Raw genomic sequence first — 21,468 nt, 5'->3', positions numbered from 1 at the left:
CCCCCAACGACCGGCGTGCTGATCGCATGAGTGTTACCGAAACCGAAGCTTCCCCATTGCCCGCCTTGCAGGGGCAGCCGATCGAGCGCGTGCAACGTGATGGCGTGGAATACGTGATGCTCGGCACCGCGCATGTCTCGCGCAGCAGCATGGAGGCGGTCGAGGCCTTGCTCGCCCACGAGCACTTCGACGCGGTCGCGGTGGAACTCTGCGACAGCCGCGCGCAGAGCATGCGCGACCCGGAAGCGTTCAAGCAGATGGATCTGTTCAAGGTGATCCGTCAGGGCAAGGCCGGCATGGTCGCCGCCAGCCTGGTGCTGTCCACGTTCCAGAAACGCCTGGCCGACCAGTCCGGGATCCTGCCTGGCGCCGAGATGAAGGCCGCGATGGACGGCGCCGAACAACGCGGCATGCCGCTGTGGCTGATCGATCGCGAAGTCGGTACCACGCTGAAGCGGGCCTGGCGCAGCGTGGGCTTCTGGCAGCGCTTCGGCCTGCTTGGCGGCCTGCTGGCCAGCGTGTTCGAGCGCGACGAAATCGAACAGGCCGAAGTCGAGCGACTGAAACAGGGCGACCTGCTGGAAAGTGCCTTCAGTGAATTCGCCAGCGAATCGAAGCCGCTGTACGAAAGCCTGATCGGCGAACGCGACGCCTTCATGGCCGCGCGCCTGCGCGAGGAGGCCGCCTGGAGCGGCGGCGGCACGGAGGGTCGCCGGGTCCTGGTGGTCATCGGTGCCGGCCACCTCAAGGGTCTGTCCACGCAGCTGCGCGAGCAGCAGGATGACCCGGCCGTCACGGTCGCCACGCTCGCCAGTTCGCCGCCGAAGTCGCAGTGGCCGAAGTGGCTGGCCGCAGGGCTGGTGCTGCTGGTGTTCGCCGCGATCGCCTGGGCATTTCACCGCAACGCGGCGCTCGGCACGAATGCCTTGCTCGCGTGGGTGTTGTTCACCGGAGGCTTCGCCGCGCTCGGCGCGGTGATCGCCGGCGGCCATCCGCTGAGCATCACCGCCGCCTTCATCGCCGCGCCGATCAAGCCCTTTCGCCCCGGCATCCCCGCCGGCGGCATCAGCGCCATGACCGAAGCCTGGGTACGGCACCCGCGGGTGGTCGACTTCGACAGCCTGCGCGACGACATCGTGCACTGGAGTGGCTGGTGGACCAACCGGGTGGCACGCACCCTGCTCAACTTCTTCCTGGTCAGCGCAGGCACGATCGTCGGCGAGTACAGCGCCGGCATCCATATTTTCAGAAGCCTGATCTGAGGCCGCCTTCCCTGCCTGCCGGCAACGGCTGGCAACGTCGCGCATGCTACGATTCGCACCGCTCACGGGCGTGCCCGCGACGCACTTCGATGCCCCTGCCTGGGTGGCGAAACTGGTAGACGCAAGGGACTTAAAATCCCTCAGCCGCAAGGCTATGCGGGTTCGATTCCCGCCCCAGGCACCAGATCAATTGATATTTGGCTGCCGGCGTTCAAGTACCACCGGCGCCGCCAGTCGCCATGAGGCCGGATACACCCAGTTCTCCACCCAGGCCGGGATGGCCGTCGCCAGCATCGGTTCGGCGATGACATGACCCTGCAGCTGTCCGCATCCCAGCGAGATCAGCAGCACCCCCTGTTCCTCCGTCTCGACGCCTTCGGCGATCACGGCAATCTTCAGCAGGCGTGCCGTGGTGAGGATTCCCGCCGCGATCGCGATGTTTCGCGGTTCCACCAGGATGTCGCGCACGAAACTCTGGTCGATCTTCAACGTCCCCACATCCATCTGCTGGACATGGCTGAGCGACGCGTTGCCGGTTCCGAAATCGTCCAGACTCACGTTGATGCCCCGCGCGCGACATTCGTCGATGACCTGACGGGCCCCGGTGGGATCGACCAGTGGACCGGTCTCCGTGATCTCGATGCACAAGAGAGTGGCATCGACCTCCGGATGGGCGGCAAGCGCCTCGTCGATATCCGCGATGAACTCCTGTTGCATCAGGTGACGCGTGCTGATGTTGACCGCCACGGACAGCCGCACCCCCTTGTTCAGCCAGGCTGCGCTGGCCCGCAAGGCCCGGTCCAGAACATAGCGGCCTATCGGGCGCGCAAGCTTCGCGTCGTCGAGGGCATGATGGAACAGCGCGGGCGACAGCAGGCCGAGCGCCGCATCGTGCATGCGCAGCAGGGCCTCTGCACCGACCACCCGCCAGTCACCGGACGCCGTATCGAGGGCGACGATCGGGTGAAAACGCAGCGTCATGCGTCCATCTTCCAGCGCGGCCGCCACGCGCGCCTTCATCGAACGCTGCTCGATGTTGACGAGCGCCATTGCCGACGAATAGACCTGCTCGCGGTCGCGTCCCTGATCCTTGGCGTCGTACATGGCGAGATCGGCATGCCCGAGAAGGGTTTCCGCATCGGCGGCATCCTGCGGATAGAACGTCCAGCCGAGACTGGCGGACAGGTGCAGTACCTTGTCTTCCCACGGCATCGGGTAACGCAGTGTCTCCAGGATGCTTGCACTGGTCAGGCGCGCGTCATGCTCACTGTTGGCATGCGTCAGCAGCAGTGCAAACTTGTCTCCGCCGAGCCGGGCGACGACATCGCCGTCGCGCAGCACAGCGGCGATCCGTCGCGCGACCCGCCCAAGGACCTCGTCTCCGGCCGCATGGCCGAACTGGTCGTTGATGTGCTTGAAATCGTCCAGGTCGAGTACCCCTACGGCCAGTCGCACCTGGTGCCGGCGCGCCTGGCCGCGGCCCTGCTCCAGCAGCTCGAGGAACAACCGCCGATTGGGAAGCGCGGTCAGCGGATCATAGTAAGCCAGTCGCTCGACTTCGGCCTCCTGCGCCTTGCGTTCGGTGATGTCGATGTATTGCCAGACCCGACCATGCGGCCGGTCATCGAACGTGATCGGCGCGAAGCTGCGCAGATAGGTTCGGCCCCGGTCGAGCGCGACTTCCTCGAGCTCCACCGGCGCGGCATCCAGGAGGATGCTGCGTATCCGCTCGAGCTCCTGATCGGGGTTCGCAAAAACTTCGAGGATCCTCTCGTGCAGCATCGTCGAGGACATCCCGACAAGCTGGTCCGGCGTTTCGGCAAGCTCGAACAGCCGGCAGAACGTCGCATTGCAGAACTGCACGCGCTCGTTGTCCAGCACCAGAATGCCCGCATACCTGCTTGCCAGAATGGCCTGGAAACGGCGCAGGCTGAGCTTGAGCTCCTGTTCCGCCAGGAACTGTGCCTTGCCGGCGCGCAGCCGTTCGAGTCCCAGGCTCAGTTCCTGCGCCATCTCATCGAAGATCCGGAGCTCCGCGCCGGAGAACGCATCCTCCGAGCTTGCACCGATCACGATCACCCCGCCGATCTGGCCACGCAAGCGCAGGGGAAGCCCGAGCAACGCCCTCAGTTCCAGCTGGCGCGCATGCACTGCCCAACCTTGCGCACCGCCTTCGCGGGGCAGCTTCACTCGTGCTTCCCCCGACTTGATCACGGCCGCGCTCACACTGGTGGAAATGTCGAGATCGGCGAGCTGGATTTCGAGCGCCTGGTAAGTCTCGGCACCGCGTCCCGCATGGGCGCGCGCCTTCAGCGTCTGTGTCGAACCACCCTGCTCCAGCAAGCCCATCCAGCACACCGGGTAGCCGCCCGTTTCCACCACCACCCGACAGGCCTGGTTGAACAACTCTTCCTCGTTGCCCGCGTGGGTGGCGACCTTGAGGGTCTCGCTCAGGATCCTCAATGCCAGCTGACTGCGCTCGGCAGCGAGGAGGCTGCGGTCGAGCCGGGTACGTTGCACGTCACCCTCGAGCGCATGGCCGACACTGAGCGCCACCCTCTCGAGCAGTTGCAGCAGCTCGGGCGCAAAAAACGCGGGGTCGCGCGCGCGCAGAATCAGGGCCGCGTGCACCTTGCCGAAGCAACGCACCGGCACCGCCGCCGAGGCGCGGATACCATGCCGCGCATAAGCGGGACGCAAGGCTTCGCGGCCCGGCGCCTCGACGATATTCGGCTCGACTTCGATCTTGCCCTCCCAGAAACGGGGGCGGGCAATGGCCAGGGACACCAACTCCGGATAGATGTCCTCCTGTCCTTCCGGCACCGGATCGGGTGCACGCCGTCTCAGAACGCCTGCTTCGTGATCTATTTCCCCGACCAGAACCCGCATCGCACCGAGATGTCGCTCGAAAATATCCATGACTCCGGCATACAGCGCCTGAGGACGGGGCATCGCCGCCACCAGGTCTCCGATGTCGGCCAGCGCGGCATAGAAGTGCTCGACCGATACTCCCGGAGATTCACTTGTGGCAGGGCCGATGGGGGTCGAAGACATGAAGAATCTCGCTGCGGTCTCGGCGGGAACGCCCTGATCTGCTCCGTACACGCAGCATCATGCAACGGTGGCGAATCCCGCGCCAGAGCCCTGCCAGCGTGACGAGCCGGAACTCGGCCTGCACGAGCGGCACTGCATGGCTGCGGAGTGAAAAAGGTCGGCATGTCCGTGGAACGGTTCCGGCCGCGCCATGGGCTTGCGCGCCGTCGATGCCACGGGATCTGGCAACAAAAACCCGCCGGCGGCGGGTCCTGATGGCTGGGTTGCAGCCGTTTCGCAATGGAGGCCTAGGTCGGAATCGAACCGGCGTACGCGGCTTTGCAGGCCGCTGCATGACCACTCTGCCACCAGGCCATTGCTGTTGCACCACGACCATGATGATCGCAGATTTCTCAAAAAACAAAACCCCGGTGAACCGAGGTTTTGCGGAAAACCTGGAGCGGGAAACGAGACTCGAACTCGCGACCCCGACCTTGGCAAGGTCGTGCTCTACCAACTGAGCTATTCCCGCATCAGAGCCGCGAATGATAGCAGACTGAAACCGCTTGTGAATAGTTTCAACCACGTTGCAGCAGGGTTTTTTTACCAGCCCGCCGCAGGCAACGCCATCGCGGAAACGACAAAGCCCCGAACGGGTCGGGGCTTTGTCTGCAAACTGGAGCGGGAAACGAGACTCGAACTCGCGACCCCGACCTTGGCAAGGTCGTGCTCTACCAACTGAGCTATTCCCGCATCGGAGCCGCGCATTCTAATACGTGAATCCGGATCGTCAAGCCCGCATCGAACCGATCCGCGGCACGATGGTCATGCATCGTCGCCGCGGCGCGGTCGCATGGGCGTATCTCCGCGCAGGATCGGCCATGCGGCGCGCAGGTAGTACAGCCCCGACCAGATCGTCAGCACGCCGGCAATCACCAGCAGCCCCTCGCCGATGTGATACAGGCGCAGCGCGGTGGCTTCCTTCTCGTGCTGCACGATCAGCACCACCAGCGCGACCATCTGCATCACCGTCTTGAGCTTGCCGACGAAGGCGACCTTGACCGTGGCACTCATGCCGATCTCGGCCATCCATTCACGCAACGCCGACACGCTGATCTCGCGCCCGACGATGACGGCCGCGGTGATCGCCATCAGGATGCCCGACCAGCCGCTGCTGGGATGCGACTGCACCAGCAGGAACAAGGTCACCGCCACCATCAGCTTGTCGGCAACCGGGTCGAGAAAGGCACCGAACGCCGAGGTCAGGTTCATCCGCCGCGCCAGGTAGCCGTCCAGCCAGTCGGTGAAGGCGGCCAGCACGAACACGATCGCGGCGGTGATGTTGTGACCGGGAAACGGCAGGTAGAACACGGCGACCATCACCGGCAGCAAGGCAACGCGAAAAAGTGTCAGCCAGGTCGGCAGGTTGATACGCATGATTCATTCCGGTGATTTGCTGCAGTTTCGCACGTCACCGGACTTCTGCCGAGTGAAGGCTGTCGCAATCATTCAGCCGTGCAGGCTGGCGTAGATGCGTTCGGCCAGGCCGCGGTCGATCCCCTTGACCTGCATCAGCTCCTCGACACCGGCACTTTCCACGCCCTGCAGGCCACCGAACGCCTTGAGCAGGGCCGATCGTCGACGGGCGCCGATGCCCGGCACGTCCTCGAGCACACTGCGCTCGCGCGCCTTCTCGCGACGCTTGCGATGACCGCTGATGGCGAAACGGTGAGCCTCGTCGCGCACCGCGGCGACCAGGTGCAGCGCAGGCGACGACGAACCGGGATGCAGTTCGCGCCCGGGCTTTCCGCTTTCCAGGCGGGCCAGCACCAGGGTTTCCTCGCCCGCCCGCCGACCGGGCCCCTTGGCCACGCCGACCACCTCGATGCCGACGACGCCGAGTTGCTGCAGGACGTCCAGCGCCTGCGCCACCTGCCCGCTGCCGCCATCGATCAGCAGCACATCGGGGCGCGCGCCCTCCCCCTCGGCGACCTTGCGAAAGCGCCGGGTGAGCGCCTGATGCATCGCGGCGTAGTCATCACCCGGGGTGATGCCGGCAATATTGAAACGCCGGTAATGCGACTTCTCCGGGCCTTCCGGCCCGAACACCACGCACGAGGCCACCGTCAGCTCGCCCATCGTGTGGCTGATGTCGAAGCACTCGATGCGTCGCGGCGGCGATGCCAGCCCCAGCACTTTCTGCAGGTCGTCGAAACGGGCCCCCAGCGTCTGCCGGCTGGCCAGGCGGGCGGTCAGCGAGGCGCGGGCATTGCGCTCGGCCATCTGCAGGAATTGCGCCCGCTCGCCGCGCACGCTCGACTTCAGCTCGACCGCGCGGCCCGCGTGCTCGCTCAGCAGCTCGGCCAGGATCTGCTGGTCGCCCAGCGTCTCGCCCAGGATCAGTTCACGCGGCACCGGCCGGTCCAGGTAGTACTGCGCGATGAACTGGGTCAGCACATCCGCCGGCTCGGCATCGAACGGCAGGCGTGGAAAGAAATCGCGGGTCCCCAGGCTGATCCCGTTGCGGAAGAACAACACGCTGACGCAGGCCAGCCCCGCCTCGATGCAGCAGGCGATCACATCCATGTCGGCGCTCGCCCCCTGCACATGATGCTGCGCCTGCAACTGGCGCAAGGCAGCCACCTGGTCTCGCAGCTTCGCCGCGCGCTCGAACTGCAGTGCCTTGCTCGCCTGCTCCATCGCCTCGGCGAGTTCATCGATCACCGCGTTGCTGCGTCCTTCGAGGAACATCTCGGCGTGGCGCACGTCGGCGCGGTAGTCGTCCACGCTGACCAGTTGCACGCACGGCGCCGTGCAGCGGCCGATCTGGTGCTGCAGGCAGGGCCGCGAGCGGTTGCGGAAGAAGCTGTCCTCGCACTGGCGCACCTTGAACAGCTTCTGCATCAGGCTGAGGCTTTCGCGCACGGCATAGGTGCTGGGATAGGGCCCGAAATAGCGTCCCGGCTGATTGCGCGCACCCCGATGAAACGCCAGTCGCGGGTAATCCTCGCCGCCGGACAGGTAGATGTACGGGTAACTCTTGTCGTCGCGCAGCAGGATGTTGTAGCGCGGCTTGAGCGACTTGATCAGCTGCGATTCCAGCAGCAGCGCCTCGCCCTCGGTGCGCGTCACGGTAATCTCGACACGGGCGATCTGCGCCACCATCGCGGCGATGCGCGGCTCCATCCGCGGCTTCAGGAAATAGCTGCCGACCCGCTTTCTGAGATTGCCGGCCTTGCCGACGTAGAGCAACTCCCCGTCCGCGTCGATATGACGGTAGACGCCAGGCGAGGAAGTGAGCGTGCGGACGAAGGCCTTGCCATCGAAGGGGGGCGGTTGCGCTGACTGCATGCGCACATTCTAGCGGGTGCCCGGCGGGCCGGAGCCATCCGGCGGACGGTTCAGTGCTGCGTGCGCAGCCACTGTTCGGCACGCTCGAGGTCGGCCTCGGTATCGATCCCCGGCGGGAACGGTTCGGGACTCAGCCGCACCGCGATCGGGTGGCCATGTTCGAGTACGCGCAACTGCTCCAGCGACTCGGTCTGCTCCAGCGGTGTGCGCGGCAGGCGGGCATAGCGGGCCAGGAATTCGGCCCGATAGGCGTAGATGCCGATGTGCCGCAGAAACGGCGAGCCCGAGGGCAGCGCGTGCCGATCGGCGGCAAACCCGTCGCGTGCCCACGGCAGCGGCGCCCGGCTGAAATACATGGCGCGACCATTGACCGCCCGCACCAGTTTCACCACATTCGGATCGAACAGCTCCTCCGCATCGATGATCGGGGTGGCCAGGGTCGCCATCGGGGCATCGTCCCCGGCCAGCGCCTGCGCCACCGCACGGATACCGGCGGTGGGCGCGAACGGCTCGTCGCCCTGCAGGTTCACCACGATGGCATCGCCGGCCCAACCGTAAAGCCCGGCGCATTCGGCCAGCCGGTCGCTACCCGACGCGTGGTCGCTGCGGGTCATGCAGATATCCACACCCAACCCGGCCAGTGCATCGGCAATGCGCTGGTCGTCCACCGCCACCACCACCTGGCTGGCGCCCGCCTGCAAAGCGCGCTGAGCCACCCGCACCACCATCGGCACGCCACCGATCTCGCGCAGCGGCTTGGCCGGCAGACGGGTCGAGCCGTACCGGGCAGGAATGGCGACGATGAACGAAGGTATGGCGTTGGACATCGGTAATCCTTCAACCGCGCGGCAACGGCTGGCCGCAACGATACATGCACACGGAGGGACGGGTCAGTCGGCGACCTGCAAGGCAAAACCGCAACCGTTCGCCAGCTCGGGAAAGCCCGGGAACGACGTGGCGACGTGACGGCAGTCGTTGATGCGTACCGGCCCGGTCGCGACCAGCCCGGCAACGGCGAAGCTCATGGCGATACGATGATCGGTGAGGCTCTCCACCGTACCGGCGCCGATCGCTCCGCCCTGGATGACCGCACCATCCGGGGTTTCCTCGATCGCCGTACCGAGCATGCGCAAGCCTGCCGCCATGGTGGTGATGCGATCGGACTCCTTCACGCGCAGCTCGGCCGCACCGCATACCCGCGTGCGACCGCTGGCTACGGCGGCGGCGATGAACAGCACGGGAAACTCGTCGATCATGTCCGGCACCAGCGCCTCGGGGAGGTCGATGCCGTGCAGCGGCGCATGGCGGACCAGCAGATCGCCGACCGGCTCGCCGCCACTTTCGCGCGGGTGCTCCACCACGATGTCCGCACCCATCAGACGCAGCGCCTGCAGCAGTCCGGTGCGGCGCGGGTTTAGACCGACCGCCGGCAGCCGCAGTTCGGAACCCGGCACGATGCTGGCGGCCACCAGGAAGAACGCCGCCGAGGAAAAATCCGCGGGCACGTCGACATCCGTGGCACGCAGCGCATACCCGCCGGCCAGCCGGGCGCGACCCGGGGAAAACGTGATCGGCCAGCCGAACGCGGCCAGCATGCGCTCGGTGTAATCGCGGGTCGGATGCGGCTCGATGATTTCGGTGTCACCGGCGGCGTACAGGCCCGCCAGCAGCAAGGCGGATTTCACCTGGGCACTGGCCACCGGCAGTTCGTAGCGGATGCCGTGCAGCGCCTTGCCACCATGCACGTGGAGCGGCGGCAGGCCTTCGCGGCTGTCGATATGCGCGCCCATCTGCGCCAGCGGCTCGGTGACCCGGCGCATCGGACGCTTCGACAGCGAGGCATCGCCCACCAGAATGCTGTCGAACGTCTGGCCGGCCAGCAAGCCGGTCAGCAAGCGCATGCCGGTACCGGCGTTGCCGCAATCGAGCTCTTGCGGAGATCCGCGCAGGCCATGCAGCCCGACGCCATGCACCACGCGTTCACCGACCGCCGGCGTCTCGACGCGTACACCGAGTTGCGCCAGCACGGCGGCCGTGGCGCGGGTGTCCTCACCCTCGAGGAATCCGCGGATGCGCGAATCCCCTTCGGCAATCGCGGCCAGCATCAGGGCGCGGTGCGAAACCGATTTGTCACCGGGTATCCGCAGGCTGCCGCGCAGCGGCCCGCCCGCGCGACTGCACCAGTCAAGACGATTCAAGCGATCTTCTCCATGCCCGATCTACTCCGCGCCACTCAGGGCAACGCCACCGGGTAGGAACCCAGCACACGGATGGTCGCGGCGGACTCGCCGATGTCGTGAACCGCCGCCTGCAGCGCGTCGTCGTCGATATGGCCGGAGACATCGATGAAGAACGCATATTGCCACTTGCCGGTATGCGCCGGCCGCGACTCGATCCGGTTCAGGCTGATGCCGTGTTTGGCGAACGGGCTGAGCACGTCGTAGAGAGCCCCGGGCTTGTCGTTGACGGTGATCAGCAGGGACGTGCGATCGTTGCCTGACGGTGGAAACAGCGAACGGCCGATCACCAGGAAGCGCGTGGTGTTGTCGGCGCGATCCTCGATGCCGGTGGCCAGGGTCTTCAGCCCGTAGATCTTGCCCGCGGTCTCGCCGGCGATCGCCGCCGCATCGTCGGCATGCCGGGCCACCCGGGCCGCCTCGGCATTGCTGCCTACCGCAATGCACTCGACGCCCGGCAGGTTGATGCGCAACCAGGTCTTGCACTGCTGCAGCGATTGCGCGTGCGCGTAGACCCGTTTGACGTCTTCCAGCTTGCCGGCCTGCGAATGCAGGCACTGGTGCACGCGCAGTTCCACTTCCCCGCAGATGGTGGCGTCGGAGGTCAGGAACATGTCCAGGGTGACCTGGATCATGCCCTGCCCCGAATTCTCCACCGGCACCACGCCGAAATCGGCATGCCCGGCGGCGACTTCCTGGAATACTTCCTCGATGCTGCCCAGCGGCAGGCCGTAGGCGGCATGACCGAAATGCTTGCGCACGGCCTGTTCGCTGAACGTGCCTTCCGGCCCCATGAAACCGATCTTCAGCGGATCTTCCTGCGCCAGGCACGACGACATGATTTCGCGGAACAGCCGCACCATCTCGGTATCCGACAATGGACCGTGATTGCGATCCACCACCATCCGCAGCACGTGGGCCTCGCGCTCTGGACGATAATAGTCGATCGCCGAAAGCCCCGAGCCCTTCACCTTCGCGACCGTCTGCGCATGATTCGCACGCTCGGAAATAAGCTGCTGGATCTGCCGGTCTATGCTGTCGATGCGCTCGCGCATTTCGCTGAGCGATGTTTTCGGGTCGGTCATGCTTTAGCCGCCTAAATGTAAAGAAGTCCGTTGACGAACCGACATCTTGCCTGAAAAGCTTGGCGCGTGGTCGATCAACCGTGCCGCTGCGCGAAGTCCCGCATGAACGCGGCCAATGCCTGTACCGCGTCCAGCGGCACCGCGTTGTACAGCGAGGCGCGCATGCCGCCCAGCGCCTTGTGCCCCTTCAGGGCGAGCAGGCCGGCGGCCTCGGACTCCTCGAGGAAGACGACATCCAGTGCCTTGTCATGCAGGGTGAAAGGGACGTTCATGCGCGATCGGGCGGACAACTCGATCGGGTTGCGGTAATAGCCGCCCGAACCGTCGATGGTCCGGTACAGCAGGTCGGCCTTCGCCCGATTGTGTTCGGCCATGGCGGTGAGCCCGCCCTGGGCCAGCAGCCACTGGAAGGTCAGCCCGGCCAGATACCAGCCCCACGTATTCGGCGTATTGAGCATCGAATCGTTGGCGGCCTGCTCGGCGTAGCGGAAGATCCGCGCCATCGGCCGGCCCGCCCGCTGCAACAGGTCGCGGCGAACGATCATCACCACCAGGCCGGACGGACCGATGTTCTTCTGCGCGCCGGCATAGATCAGCCCGAAACGGCTGATATCCAGCGGCCCGGACAGGATGTTCGAGGACATGTCGGCCACCAGCGGCACCGCCCCGACCTCGGGTATGTCGTGAAACTCGACACCGTGGATGGTCTCGTTCGGTGTGTAGTGCACATAGGCCGCGCGCGCATCGAGCCGCCAGCCGTCGCGCGGTGGCAATCGCAGGTAGTCGTCGGCCCGGCCGCTGGCCGCCACGTTCACCCGCACATAAGGTGCAGCCTCGCTGACGGCCTTTTCACTCCAGTGCCCACTGACGATGTAGTCGGCACAGTCACCCTCGGCGGCCAGGTTCATCGGGATCTGCGCGAACTGCTGGGTGGCGCCGCCCTGCAGGAACAGCACGGCGTAATCCGCGGGAATCGCCAGCAGGGTGCGCAGGTCCGCTTCGGCCTGTGCGGCCATGTCGATGAAACGCTTGCCCCGGTGGGACTGCTCCATCACCGAGGCACCGCTGCCGTTCCAGTCCAGCAGCTCGCGCTGGGCGCGTTCGAGTACCGCCTGCGGCATCGCTGCCGGACCGGCGCTGAAATTCCAGACTCTGCTCACGTGCGCTTGCATCCCGTCGAGGTGTTCCGCGCATTATGGCGCGGCGCAGCATGAGCCCGTCAACTGGCCGCCAGGGCGGATCTTCAGAAGCGGATCAGCAAGGCCAGGGCGATGCCCAGGGCCAGCACCGCCGCCGTCACGATCAACCACCAGACCTCGCCCGTCGGGCCGGCCACCTCTTCCGGCAGATGCGTCGCCGGGGACCCGGACATGACGATCTCCGGCTCCGCTTCCATCCCCGGCGCATCGACCACGAAGCGGTGCATCGCCACGCCGATCTGATCGCCGGGCTGCAGCGCCACGTTCTCCACGACGACACCGTTGACCCGCAGGGGATGGCGCGCCGAGGGCTGCAGCGATTCCAGCAGCAGCTGGCCGCCCTCCCAGCCGATGCGCAGCGACACCACGTCGCCCTGCGGCAGTTCCAGCGGGCAGCGCCCCTGCAGCCCGAGTTCCAGGCTGTCCCGCAACGGCAGCACGCGCCCGGACAACGGTCCGGAGACGGCACGCAAAGCCACGGTACAGCGCCCCTGCTCCGGCACGTTCAGCACGGCACGCCGGGCGGGATCCTGGTCGGCGCGCAGCAGCATGCGGCAATCGCCGACGCTGACGACATCGCCTGCACGCAGCAACGCACGCTCGTGCACCGGCCGCGCGTTGACGTAGATGCGGTCGGCCGACGGCAATACCTGCAGTACCCAGCCACGGCGATCGTGCTGGATCTTCAAATGGTGTGGTGCCGCCTGGCTGGCCGCCAGCACGAGGTCATTGTCGGGGGCGCTGCCGATACGCAATTGCTCCTGTGTCCAGTGAAAATCCTCACGGGCCGCCTTGGGAAATTCGATGCGCATGGGTGAACCAGTCGAAGGGCCGCGAAACTCTAGCATCCTGCCGGGCCTTGGTGGTCGGGGCGAGCATTCGGCCGCACGATGACAGCTTTTCGACGGTTTGCCGGCCCGTCGTGGTTCCATGGGCCGAGAAGCGGCAGAAAGATGGACCGCACGGACGGATTCGCGGCCCGGCCGACCGAAGCCCGAGAGGATGCTGGCATGCAGTCCATCATGCTCCCGCATCTGGCTGGCATTAAGATGGACATTTGCTCCGGAGCCCGTCATGCCCAGTATCGATATTCGCCGCCCCCATCAGTTGTCGATCCCCGAAGCCCGCGCCGTGGTCGACAAGGTGGCTGCGCGCATGCACGAGAAATTCGGCATGGACGGGCAATGGCAAGGGGATACCCTGCGGTTTTCACGCCCGGGCGTCAGCGGCACCATCGCGGTCGACAGCGATGCCATCCAGGTCAAGGCCGAGCTGGGCCTGATGCTGGCGCCACTGAAAGGCATGGTCGAGCAGGAAATACGGCGCAAGCTGGATGAACATTTCGCCTGAACGGCCTGTTCCCGACCCGCAGCGATTCTTTAACCCATCGTCTATCCGTGGCATACTCGACGGCTTACGCAGCCATGACGGCTGCGCGTGAACCCCGGAACACATGGCCAAAGACGACGTCATCGAAATGGAAGGCACGGTCCAGGAGACCCTGCCCAACACCATGTTTCGCGTGCAACTTGAGAATGGGCACGTAGTTATTGCCCATATCTCCGGCCGCATGCGCAAGCACTACATCCGCATCCTCACCGGCGACAAGGTCAAGATCGAAATGACCCCGTACGACCTGAGCAAGGGGCGTATCACGTACCGCATGAAGTAGTGCGGTGACGCCGATGGCTGTCGCGCTTGCGCACAGCAACCCGGCAGGGGGATGAAGCAAAGGCGGCGCATTGATTGCGCCGCCTTTGCTTTGCCTCGCATTTGACCGGAGCTTACCCGACCACGGCCGGCAATTTTTCCGCCGCCTCGCAATCGACCTTCAGCTCGCCATCCAGCACGCTCAGACGGACCACGCCACCGTCGGCCAGCTTGCCGAACAGCAGCTCGTCGGCCAGGGCGCGCTTCACCTTCTCCTGGATCACCCGCGCCATCGGCCGTGCGCCCATCTGCGGATCGAAGCCGTGCTCGGCCAGCCAGCGACGGGCATGGGTGTCCACGTCCAGCGTCACGTGCTTCTCGGTCAGCTGGCTTTCCAGCTCGATCAGGAACTTGTCGACCACGCGCAGGATGTGCTCGAAATCGAGCGCGCCGAACTGGATGATCGCATCCAGCCGGTTGCGGAACTCCGGCGTGAAGATCCGGCGGATCACCTCCATCGCGTCCGACTCGTGCTTCTGCTCGATGAAGCCCATGCTCCGCCGCGAAGCGATCGCCGCACCCGCGTTGGTGGTCATCACCACCACCACGTTCTTGAAGTTCGCCTCGCGACCGTTGGTATCGGTCAGCACGCCGCGATCCATCACCTGCAGCAGGATGTTGAATACATCCGGATGCGCCTTCTCGATCTCGTCCAGCAGCAACACCGCGTGCGGATGCTTGGTCACCGCCTCGGTCAGCAGACCACCCTGGTCGAAGCCGACGTAGCCCGGAGGGGCACCCACCAGCCGCGATACCGAGTGACCTTCCATGTATTCGGACATGTCGAAGCGGATCATCTCGATGCCCAGCTGCATTGCCAGTTGCTTGGTCACCTCGGTCTTGCCCACGCCGGTGGGGCCGGCGAGCAGGAAGCAACCGATCGGCTTGGACGGGTCGGCCAGCCCCGAACGGGCCATCTTGATCGACGCGGCAAGCGCTTCGATCGCGGGATCCTGGCCGAACACGACCATCTTCAGATTGCGCTCGAGATTGCGCAGCACGTCCCGATCCGATGCCGACACCTGCTTGGCAGGGATCCGCGCCATCTTGGCGATGATGTACTCGACCTCGCTGACGTCGACCGTGCCGGTGCGCTGGTCCTCGGGCAGCAGCCGCTGACGCGCGCCGGCCTCGTCGATCACGTCGATCGCCTTGTCCGGCAGCAAGCGGTCGGGTATGTGCTTGACCGACAGGTCCACCGCCGCCTTCAACGCCTCGTTGGTATACGCCACATGGTGATGCTCCTCGAAGCGCGAGCGCAGGCCCTTGAGGATCTCGATGCTGTCGGCCACGGTTGGCTCGACCACGTCGATCTTCTGGAAGCGACGGGCCAGCGCGCGATCCTTCTCGAACACGCCGCGGTATTCCTGGAACGTGGTCGAACCGATGCAGCGCAACTCGCCCGATGCCAGCATCGGCTTGATCAGGTTCGATGCGTCCATGGTGCCGCCGGAGGCCGAACCGGCACCGATGATGGTATGGATCTCGTCGATGAACAGGATCGCGCCCGGTTGCTTCTTCAGCTGGGCGATCACGCCCTTCAGGCGCTTCTCGAAATCGCCACGGTATTTCGTGCCGGCGACCAGGGCCCCCAGATCCAGCGACCAGATCGTGGCGTCCTCCAGCACCTCGGGCACCTCGCCGTCGACGATGCGCTTGGCCAGGCCCTCGGCCAGCGCAGTCTTGCCCACGCCGGCCTCGCCCACGTACAGCGGGTTGTTCTTGCGCCGGCGGCAAAGCACCTGGATGGTGCGCTCGATCTCGTCGGTGCGACCGATCAGCGGATCGATCTTGCCTTCCAGCGCCAGTTCGTTGAGGTTGCTGGCGAACTCGTGCAGCGGATTGCCTTTCGGCTCGCCGCCCTCCTCGCCATCGCGCTCGCTGCCGGACACGCCGGCGGCGGGCTCGTCGCCGATCTTGGCGATGCCATGCGAGATGTAATTGACCACATCGAGCCGGGTGATTTCCTGCTGGTGCATGAAATACACGGCATGCGAGTCCTTCTCGCCGAAGATGGCGACCAGCACGTTCGCGCCGGTGACCTCCTTCCGCCCCGAGGATTGCACGTGGTACACGGCGCGCTGCAGCACCCGCTGGAAACCCAGCGTCGGCTGCGTATCGCGCTCGTCGCCGGTCGGCAGCACCGGCACGGTCTCGTTGATGATGCGGGACAGTTCCGCCGACAGTCTCGGCAGATCGACCCCGCAGGCTCTCAGCGCACCCAGCGCCGACTGGTTTTCGGTCAATGCGAGCAACAGGTGCTCGACCGTCATGAACTCATGGCGTTGTTCACGGGCCTGCTTGTAGCAATGGCCGATGGTTACTTCCAGATCCTTGCTGAACATCCGGATCGTCTCCGCTTGTATGTTGAGCGGCCTTCAACGCCGCGATGAGCACAAAATGGGGGCGTTCAGAGCTTTTCCATAGTGCACAACAACGGGTGCTGATGGGAACGTGAATATTCGTTGACGTGCGTAACCTTGGTTTCGGCCACCTCGCGAGTGAAAACCCCGCACACACCCCGTCCACGGGTATGCACGTGCAGCATCACCTGAACCGCCTGCTCCTGATCCAGGTTGAAAAAGCCGCGCAGCACCTCCACCACGAAGTCCATCGGGGTGAAGTCGTCATTCAGCAGCAGCACCTGGAACAGCGGTGGCTTGGCCACTTCGGGCTTGGCCACTTCCAGCGCCAGCCCCCGGCTGCCGTCATGCTCATGCTCATGTTCGTTTTCTTGGGCCATGATTTCTTGGGGTGTGATCTCTGGTACGAAGTATACGCCGCAGTGGATGCACCTCCACGCTACGGTCCGCTACAACAGGTAATGGCACAATGTCCGTTTTTCCAGTCCCCACCGACCCATGGCCGATCCCGTTTCCAAATCCGAAATCTGGCGCCCGCACGTCACCGTGGCCTGCGTAGTGGCCGATGGCGACCGCTATCTGATGGTCGAGGAAGAGGTCGCCGGCCAGCTTGCCTACAACCAGCCGGCCGGTCATCTCGACGACGGCGAGAGCCTGGCGGCCGCTGCCGTGCGCGAGACGCTGGAGGAAACCGGCTGGACGGTGGAGTTGCAGCATCTGCTCGGCGTGCATCAGTGGCGCAGTACCGAGCACGGCGACGCGGTCATCCGTTTCAGCTTCGCTGCCCGGGCGCTCAGCCATGACCCGGACCGCCCGCTGGATACCGGCATCCGCCGCGCACTATGGCTCAGCCGTGCCGAAATCGCCGAGCTGGGCGTACGCCTGCGCAGCCCGATGGTGCTGCTCAGCATCGACGACTGGCTGGCCGGACGCCGGCTGCCGCTGGAAAGCCTGAGCTATCTGCCGGATGAGGGCGTCGCATGCGAGTGATGCTCGGCATCTCCGGCGGCGTCGATTCGTCGGTGGCCGCGCTGCTGCTGCAACGGGCCGGCCATGAGGTCGAGGGCCTGTTCATGCAGAACTGGGAGGAGGACGACCGCTCCGGCCCCTGCACCACCGACGCCGATCGCAAGGACGCCGTGGCCGTCTGCGGGCGCCTGGGCATCCCGTTCCATGCGCGCAACTTCGCCGGCGAGTACTGGGACGGCGTGTTCGAGCATTTCCTGGCCGAATACCGCGCCGGGCGCACGCCGAACCCGGACGTGCTGTGCAACCGCGAGATCAAGTTCAAGACCTTCCTGGACGAGGCCCGTGCGCTGGGCGCCGAGAAGATCGCCACCGGCCACTACGCCCGCGTCGACTGCGTGGACGGTCGATACCGGCTGCTGCGCGCGGTGGACAGCGCCAAGGACCAGAGCTACTTCCTGCATGCGCTGGGTCAGCAGCAGCTGGCCGCCACGCTGTTCCCGCTCGGCGGGCTCGAGAAGCCGCGGGTGCGCGAGATGGCCCGCGAAGCGGGCCTGCCGACCCATGCGAAAAAGGATTCCACCGGCATCTGCTTCATCGGCGAACGCGATTTCCGTGGCTTTCTGGCGCAGTACATCCCCGCCCGTCCGGGCGAGATGCGCACGCCCGGGGGCGAGTTGATCGGCGAGCATCAGGGCGTGATGTATTACACCCTGGGCCAACGCAACGGGCTGGGCATCGGCGGTCGTCACGGAGCCAGCGGCGAAGCCTGGTTCGTGGTCGGCAAGGATGTCTCCGCCAATGTCCTGTACGTCGCCCAGGGCGGCGAGAACCGCTGGCTGCATTCGCGTCGCCTGCAGACCGAAACACCGAACTGGATTGCCGGTGCGCCACCCGCCGCGGAGTTTCGCTGCACTGCCCGTACCCGCTATCGCCAGGGCGATCAGGCCTGCCTGGTCAGCGTACGTGGCGACGGCCTTGAGGTACGCTTCGACGAGCCACAGCGTGCCGTGACACCGGGGCAATCGGTGGTCTTCTATGCTGACGACGTCTGCCTCGGCGGCGCCGTGATCAGCATGACCGATGCCGCCTATGGCGGTCTGCTGCCGGCGTTCACTCCCTCCCCCCTCCCCCTTGCAAGAGAATCGCAGCCCCGTGTTTGAAACCTTCGGCATGAATGAAGAGCGCGTGCTTGGCCTGGCCGGCCTGTTCCAGGCCTGCTCGCTGGCGCAGCAGCTCGCCAATGAGGGGCGCTGTGACGAAGGCGCCATGGAAGCCAGCCTGGCCAGCGTGTTTCGCGTCGATGCGCCTTCGGTGGTCGGCGTCTTCGGCAATGTCTCCAACGTTCGGCTCGGCTTGCGCAACCTGATCGCCCAGCTCGACGAGAGCGATCGCGACATGTCGGTGACCCGCATGGTGGTGACCGTGATGCGCCTGGAGCGCAGCCTGTCCGGGCGGCCGGAACTGCTCGAGCAACTGCGGCAGGGCATCGTCGCCGCACAGCGCCAGGTCGAACACTTCGGTCGCGATTCGAGCCAGGTCACCAGCCGCCTGGCCGAGTTGTATGCATCGACCCTGTCTCCCCTGCGCCCACGGGTGATGGTGAGCGGCAACCCGCAGCAGTTGCAGCAGCCGACCGTGGTCGAGAAGGTGCGCGCCAATCTGCTGGCCGCGGTGCGCTCGGCGGTGCTGTGGCGGCAGGTCGGTGGGCGCCAATGGCAGCTGCTGCTGTACCGACGCCAGTGCAGCATGCTGGCACGCGGCCTGCTGACCGGCGCCACTCTCGACAACCGCTGAAACCCCTTGTGCGGCCAGGGTTTCCGGCGTTGGAACCAGCAAAAAGCAAACGGCGGGCATATGCCCGCCGTTTTCCGTCCCTGGGTAGAACTCCCTTACGATAACCGGTCCGACTGCCGTCCTGATGGCCGCAGTATGCCGCGGCCATGTGACAGTTTTAGAACGCCACCTGACCGAAGATGCCCACTTCGTCGGTCTTCACGTTCTGCACGTGCGGCGGAATCGGGGTATTCACCGACTTGTCGCCCTTCTCATGCTTGTAGACGAGAGCCAGCTGGAAACCCTTGTTCACCTGGTACTGAACACCTGCGTTGTAGTAGGTGTCCTTGGCGCTGCGATCCTGATCCTTGCTCAGCTTGGCGTTGTCGTAGCGGGCGAACAGGCTGATGTTGTCGGCCACGTTCACGCTGCCCCAGAAGGAATAGCCATCGGCCTTGTCGGTCAGCGGGCTCAGCACGTTGTTCCAGTTCTTGGCAGTGAAGTATTCACCACCCAGACGGAATGCCTTGCTGGAATAAGCCACCAGAACATCGCCCCGCTGTGCCGTATGCACCGCGCTCACGTTCTGCATTTCCTGGCCGCGATCGCCGGTATAGCCGCCTACCGCGACCACCATGCCTTCGAACGGCACGAAGCCCACGCGACCTTCGACGTCCACGTTCTTGCTGCGGCTGGGGTTCTTGTAGCCGTTGCCGTTCACCACCGATACGGCGTAGTTGAGCGACTTGCTGGCACCGATGTCACCGCCCAGGTGCAGGCCCCAATCGGCCGAGTTGGCGAAGTGGTTGCGATCGGTGATGGTCGGCTCGACGTAGCGGAAGCCGTAGTAGTTCTCGACGAAGGGAATCCACGGCATGTCGGCCGAACCGACGCGGAACACCGCCGCCTGGTTGAACTTGGCCTGCACGTAGGCCTTCTTCACGAACAGGTTGGTCTCGCCGTCATTGCTGACGTAGTTAAAATCGGTGGTCAGGTTGGCCGACCAGATATCGTCGAACTGATGGTTGACGCTGAAATAGAAGCGCTTCACGTCGACGCCGGTACCGGAGGCGTTGGTCTTGCCGGTATCGCTGTTCTTCTGGCTGATGTTGCTGAAGTCGAAGTACATCTTGCCCGAAATCGACGTGTCGTTGACGAGCTTCTCCAGCTTGGCGAGCTGCTTGTCGCTGGCCGCCGTCACGCTGGTCGCCTTCTCGACCGCCTGGCCGGTGCTGACGTTGATGTCCGACTGCGCATCGGTGCGCTGCTCGAGCGAATCGACCTTCGCCTGCAACTGGGCCAGCTGAGCCTTCAACAGCTCCACTTCGCTGTTGACCACGGCGTTGTTCTGGGCCGTCGCCTGCGACTTGTGGGTCTTGTGCTGTGCCGGAGCGGCGGCAACCGTGAAGCTGGTTACGCCGAGGCCGGCGGCAATCGCCACCGCAATCAATTTGGAACGCATGTCATTCTCCGCAATGGTGGTAGGAAACATCTCAACCGCCCCCTCGATCCGATGGCCGGCTAGCGATTAGTTAACAAGTCTGCGCAGAAATCTTTACGGCCAGATGCACGTTTCATGACAGATTGAAGACAGCGCCACACCGATGCGACTACCCCTCAATACCTCCGCTCCCCCGCCATGCCATGCACCACGGCTGATATGCTGCGTCGATGGAAATAGTGAGCAACAACACCGCTGCCCGCATGGCAGATCGGTTCCGCGGGTTCCTGCCGGTGGTGGTGGACGTCGAAACCGGTGGCTTCGACGCCGAGCACGACGCCCTGCTGGAAATCGCAGCGATCCCCCTGGTCATGGATACCGATGGCTTTCTGCAGTTGCAGCCCGTGGTCTCGACACACGTGGAGCCGTTTCCCGGTGCGAACCTGGACCCGCGCTCGCTGGAAATCACCGGCATCGACCCGGACAACCCGCTGCGCGGCGCACTGCCCGAGCGCTTGGCGCTGGATCACATCTTCCATGCCGTGCGCGAGGCAGTACGCCGGGCCGGATGCCAGCGCGCGATCCTGGTCGGCCACAATGCCGCATTCGATCTGGGCTTTCTCAACCAGGCCGTGCGCCGCTGCGGGCACAAGCGCAACCCGTTCCACCCGTTCAGCTGTTTCGACACGGTCAGCTTCGGCGGCCTGGCCTATGGCCAGACCGTATTGAGCAAGGCGGTACTGGCCGCCGGTCAGCCATTCGACAGTCGTGAAGCCCATTCCGCGGTGTATGACGCCGAGCGCACCGCCGAGTTGTTCTGCGGCGTGGTCAACCGCTGGCGCCAGCTCGAACTGATCGAAGTGGCCTACAAATCGCTCGGGCAGGCGTAAAGCTTCGCCGGATCATCCAGTTACCGTCGATCCTGGCGGCGTGGAGCGAGCGCAAGATGACAATCCTTGCCGACTGTCATCTTGCTGAAACATTCATTTCATCCAATGGCAACACCGAACGCTTGTAATAGAGCGGTCTCATCCAACTTCCCTCC

18 protein-coding genes and 4 tRNA genes are annotated in these 21,468 nt (G+C 65.0%); 8 read left to right on the top strand and 14 right to left on the bottom strand.

The genetic code is table 11. The annotated features are described in order from the left end of the window. The first annotated feature begins 26 nt into the window (after positions 1–26). Positions 27–1,262, top strand: coding sequence for a TraB/GumN family protein (locus tag ACFPPA_RS08480; RefSeq protein ID WP_377319176.1), 1,236 nt, complete (start codon positions 27–29; stop codon positions 1,260–1,262). A 97-nt stretch (positions 1,263–1,359) separates the two neighbouring features. Next, positions 1,360–1,446: transfer RNA gene (locus ACFPPA_RS08475), tRNA-Leu, on the top strand. Positions 1,447–1,448: 2 nt separating this feature from the next. Here ACFPPA_RS08475 and ACFPPA_RS08470 read toward each other — a convergent pair. The 11 genes from ACFPPA_RS08470 to ACFPPA_RS08420 form a co-directional block, all read right to left on the bottom strand. Beyond that, on the bottom strand, positions 1,449–4,316 hold the full coding sequence (locus tag ACFPPA_RS08470; RefSeq protein WP_377319174.1) for a sensor domain-containing phosphodiesterase: 2,868 nt from the start codon (positions 4,314–4,316) through the stop codon (positions 1,449–1,451). Between the two features lie 280 nt (positions 4,317–4,596). Next, positions 4,597–4,670: transfer RNA gene (locus tag ACFPPA_RS08465), tRNA-Cys, on the bottom strand. An 81-nt stretch (positions 4,671–4,751) separates the two neighbouring features. Beyond that, a tRNA-Gly gene (locus ACFPPA_RS08460) sits at positions 4,752–4,827 on the bottom strand. A 145-nt stretch (positions 4,828–4,972) separates the two neighbouring features. After that, a tRNA-Gly gene (locus ACFPPA_RS08455) sits at positions 4,973–5,048 on the bottom strand. Positions 5,049–5,120: 72 nt separating this feature from the next. Beyond that, complete coding sequence (gene pgsA / locus ACFPPA_RS08450; RefSeq protein WP_377319172.1) at positions 5,121–5,732, bottom strand: CDP-diacylglycerol--glycerol-3-phosphate 3-phosphatidyltransferase; 612 nt, start codon at positions 5,730–5,732, stop codon at positions 5,121–5,123. A 72-nt stretch (positions 5,733–5,804) separates the two neighbouring features. After that, complete coding sequence (gene uvrC, locus ACFPPA_RS08445; RefSeq protein ID WP_377319170.1) at positions 5,805–7,646, bottom strand: excinuclease ABC subunit UvrC; 1,842 nt, start codon at positions 7,644–7,646, stop codon at positions 5,805–5,807. A 50-nt stretch (positions 7,647–7,696) separates the two neighbouring features. Then, on the bottom strand, positions 7,697–8,473 hold the full coding sequence (kdsB, locus tag ACFPPA_RS08440; RefSeq protein WP_377319168.1) for a 3-deoxy-manno-octulosonate cytidylyltransferase: 777 nt from the start codon (positions 8,471–8,473) through the stop codon (positions 7,697–7,699). 63 nt (positions 8,474–8,536) lie between these two features. Next, positions 8,537–9,844 (bottom strand): 3-phosphoshikimate 1-carboxyvinyltransferase, encoded by a 1,308-nt coding sequence (gene aroA, locus ACFPPA_RS08435; protein WP_377319166.1) that lies wholly within the window; start codon positions 9,842–9,844, stop codon positions 8,537–8,539. 35 nt (positions 9,845–9,879) lie between these two features. Next, positions 9,880–10,968 carry a prephenate dehydratase gene (pheA, locus tag ACFPPA_RS08430; protein WP_377319164.1) on the bottom strand — a complete coding sequence of 363 codons (1,089 nt, stop codon included), beginning with the start codon at positions 10,966–10,968 and terminating at the stop codon, positions 9,880–9,882. Positions 10,969–11,042: 74 nt separating this feature from the next. Beyond that, complete coding sequence (gene serC, locus ACFPPA_RS08425; RefSeq protein ID WP_377319162.1) at positions 11,043–12,128, bottom strand: 3-phosphoserine/phosphohydroxythreonine transaminase; 1,086 nt, start codon at positions 12,126–12,128, stop codon at positions 11,043–11,045. Positions 12,129–12,211: 83 nt separating this feature from the next. Next, complete coding sequence (locus ACFPPA_RS08420) at positions 12,212–12,979, bottom strand: FHA domain-containing protein (protein WP_377319160.1); 768 nt, start codon at positions 12,977–12,979, stop codon at positions 12,212–12,214. Between the two features lie 262 nt (positions 12,980–13,241). Between ACFPPA_RS08420 and ACFPPA_RS08415 the strand changes: the two genes are divergently transcribed. Continuing rightward, a complete protein-coding gene (locus ACFPPA_RS08415) occupies positions 13,242–13,517 on the top strand; it encodes a polyhydroxyalkanoic acid system family protein (RefSeq protein ID WP_377319158.1) in 276 nt (91 codons plus the stop codon). A gap of 103 nt (positions 13,518–13,620) precedes the next feature. After that, on the top strand, positions 13,621–13,839 hold the full coding sequence (infA, locus tag ACFPPA_RS08410; protein WP_007081871.1) for a translation initiation factor IF-1: 219 nt from the start codon (positions 13,621–13,623) through the stop codon (positions 13,837–13,839). A 112-nt stretch (positions 13,840–13,951) separates the two neighbouring features. Here the strand turns inward: infA and clpA are convergent, their stop codons facing one another. Both clpA and clpS read right to left on the bottom strand, forming a co-directional pair. Beyond that, positions 13,952–16,222: an ATP-dependent Clp protease ATP-binding subunit ClpA gene (gene clpA / locus ACFPPA_RS08405; RefSeq protein WP_377319155.1), complete on the bottom strand. Its 2,271-nt coding sequence runs from the start codon at positions 16,220–16,222 to the stop codon at positions 13,952–13,954. 65 nt (positions 16,223–16,287) lie between these two features. After that, on the bottom strand, positions 16,288–16,620 hold the full coding sequence (gene clpS, locus ACFPPA_RS08400; protein WP_377319153.1) for an ATP-dependent Clp protease adapter ClpS: 333 nt from the start codon (positions 16,618–16,620) through the stop codon (positions 16,288–16,290). Between the two features lie 118 nt (positions 16,621–16,738). Here clpS and ACFPPA_RS08395 point away from each other — a divergent pair, with 118 nt between their 5' ends. The 3 genes from ACFPPA_RS08395 to hflD are packed head-to-tail and all read left to right on the top strand — an operon-like array spanning position 16,739 to position 19,003. Continuing rightward, positions 16,739–17,230, top strand: coding sequence for an NUDIX hydrolase (locus ACFPPA_RS08395; protein ID WP_377319151.1), 492 nt, complete (start codon positions 16,739–16,741; stop codon positions 17,228–17,230). Beyond that, the gene (gene mnmA / locus ACFPPA_RS08390; protein WP_377319149.1) at positions 17,221–18,369 is read left to right on the top strand and encodes a tRNA 2-thiouridine(34) synthase MnmA; all 1,149 of its coding nucleotides are present in this window, start codon (positions 17,221–17,223) and stop codon (positions 18,367–18,369) included. Before ACFPPA_RS08395 ends, mnmA begins: the two co-directional genes overlap by 10 nt. Before the next feature lie 10 nt (positions 18,370–18,379). Then, complete coding sequence (gene hflD / locus ACFPPA_RS08385) at positions 18,380–19,003, top strand: high frequency lysogenization protein HflD (RefSeq protein ID WP_377319147.1); 624 nt, start codon at positions 18,380–18,382, stop codon at positions 19,001–19,003. Between the two features lie 157 nt (positions 19,004–19,160). Here the strand turns inward: hflD and ACFPPA_RS08380 are convergent, their stop codons facing one another. After that, a complete protein-coding gene (locus tag ACFPPA_RS08380; protein WP_377319145.1) occupies positions 19,161–20,444 on the bottom strand; it encodes a porin in 1,284 nt (427 codons plus the stop codon). Positions 20,445–20,653: 209 nt separating this feature from the next. Between ACFPPA_RS08380 and rnt the strand changes: the two genes are divergently transcribed. Further along, on the top strand, positions 20,654–21,313 hold the full coding sequence (rnt, locus tag ACFPPA_RS08375; RefSeq protein WP_377319143.1) for a ribonuclease T: 660 nt from the start codon (positions 20,654–20,656) through the stop codon (positions 21,311–21,313). The last annotated feature ends 155 nt before the right edge of the window (positions 21,314–21,468 follow it).

The sequence above is a fragment of the Rhodanobacter ginsengisoli genome (assembly GCF_042657065.1).
Lineage (GTDB): Bacteria > Pseudomonadota > Gammaproteobacteria > Xanthomonadales > Rhodanobacteraceae > Rhodanobacter > Rhodanobacter ginsengisoli.
This window is presented reverse-complemented; position numbering and strand designations above follow the sequence as displayed.

Bases quoted from the DNA above. Each gene is read 5' to 3' on its own strand.
- ACFPPA_RS08480 (WP_377319176.1), top strand. From the start codon at position 27: ATGAGTGTTACCGAAACCGAAGCTTCCCCATTGCCCGCCTTGCAGGGG.
- ACFPPA_RS08470 (WP_377319174.1), bottom strand. From the start codon at position 4,316: ATGTCTTCGACCCCCATCGGCCCTGCCACAAGTGAATCTCCGGGAGTA.
- pgsA (WP_377319172.1), bottom strand. From the start codon at position 5,732: ATGCGTATCAACCTGCCGACCTGGCTGACACTTTTTCGCGTTGCCTTG.
- uvrC (WP_377319170.1), bottom strand. From the start codon at position 7,646: ATGCAGTCAGCGCAACCGCCCCCCTTCGATGGCAAGGCCTTCGTCCGC.
- kdsB (WP_377319168.1), bottom strand. From the start codon at position 8,473: ATGTCCAACGCCATACCTTCGTTCATCGTCGCCATTCCTGCCCGGTAC.
- pheA (WP_377319164.1), bottom strand. From the start codon at position 10,968: ATGACCGACCCGAAAACATCGCTCAGCGAAATGCGCGAGCGCATCGAC.
- ACFPPA_RS08420 (WP_377319160.1), bottom strand. From the start codon at position 12,979: ATGCGCATCGAATTTCCCAAGGCGGCCCGTGAGGATTTTCACTGGACA.
- ACFPPA_RS08415 (WP_377319158.1), top strand. From the start codon at position 13,242: ATGCCCAGTATCGATATTCGCCGCCCCCATCAGTTGTCGATCCCCGAA.
- infA (WP_007081871.1), top strand. From the start codon at position 13,621: ATGGCCAAAGACGACGTCATCGAAATGGAAGGCACGGTCCAGGAGACC.
- clpA (WP_377319155.1), bottom strand. From the start codon at position 16,222: ATGTTCAGCAAGGATCTGGAAGTAACCATCGGCCATTGCTACAAGCAG.
- clpS (WP_377319153.1), bottom strand. From the start codon at position 16,620: ATGGCCCAAGAAAACGAACATGAGCATGAGCATGACGGCAGCCGGGGG.
- ACFPPA_RS08395 (WP_377319151.1), top strand. From the start codon at position 16,739: ATGGCCGATCCCGTTTCCAAATCCGAAATCTGGCGCCCGCACGTCACC.
- mnmA (WP_377319149.1), top strand. From the start codon at position 17,221: ATGCGAGTGATGCTCGGCATCTCCGGCGGCGTCGATTCGTCGGTGGCC.
- hflD (WP_377319147.1), top strand. From the start codon at position 18,380: ATGAATGAAGAGCGCGTGCTTGGCCTGGCCGGCCTGTTCCAGGCCTGC.
- ACFPPA_RS08380 (WP_377319145.1), bottom strand. From the start codon at position 20,444: ATGCGTTCCAAATTGATTGCGGTGGCGATTGCCGCCGGCCTCGGCGTA.
- rnt (WP_377319143.1), top strand. From the start codon at position 20,654: ATGGAAATAGTGAGCAACAACACCGCTGCCCGCATGGCAGATCGGTTC.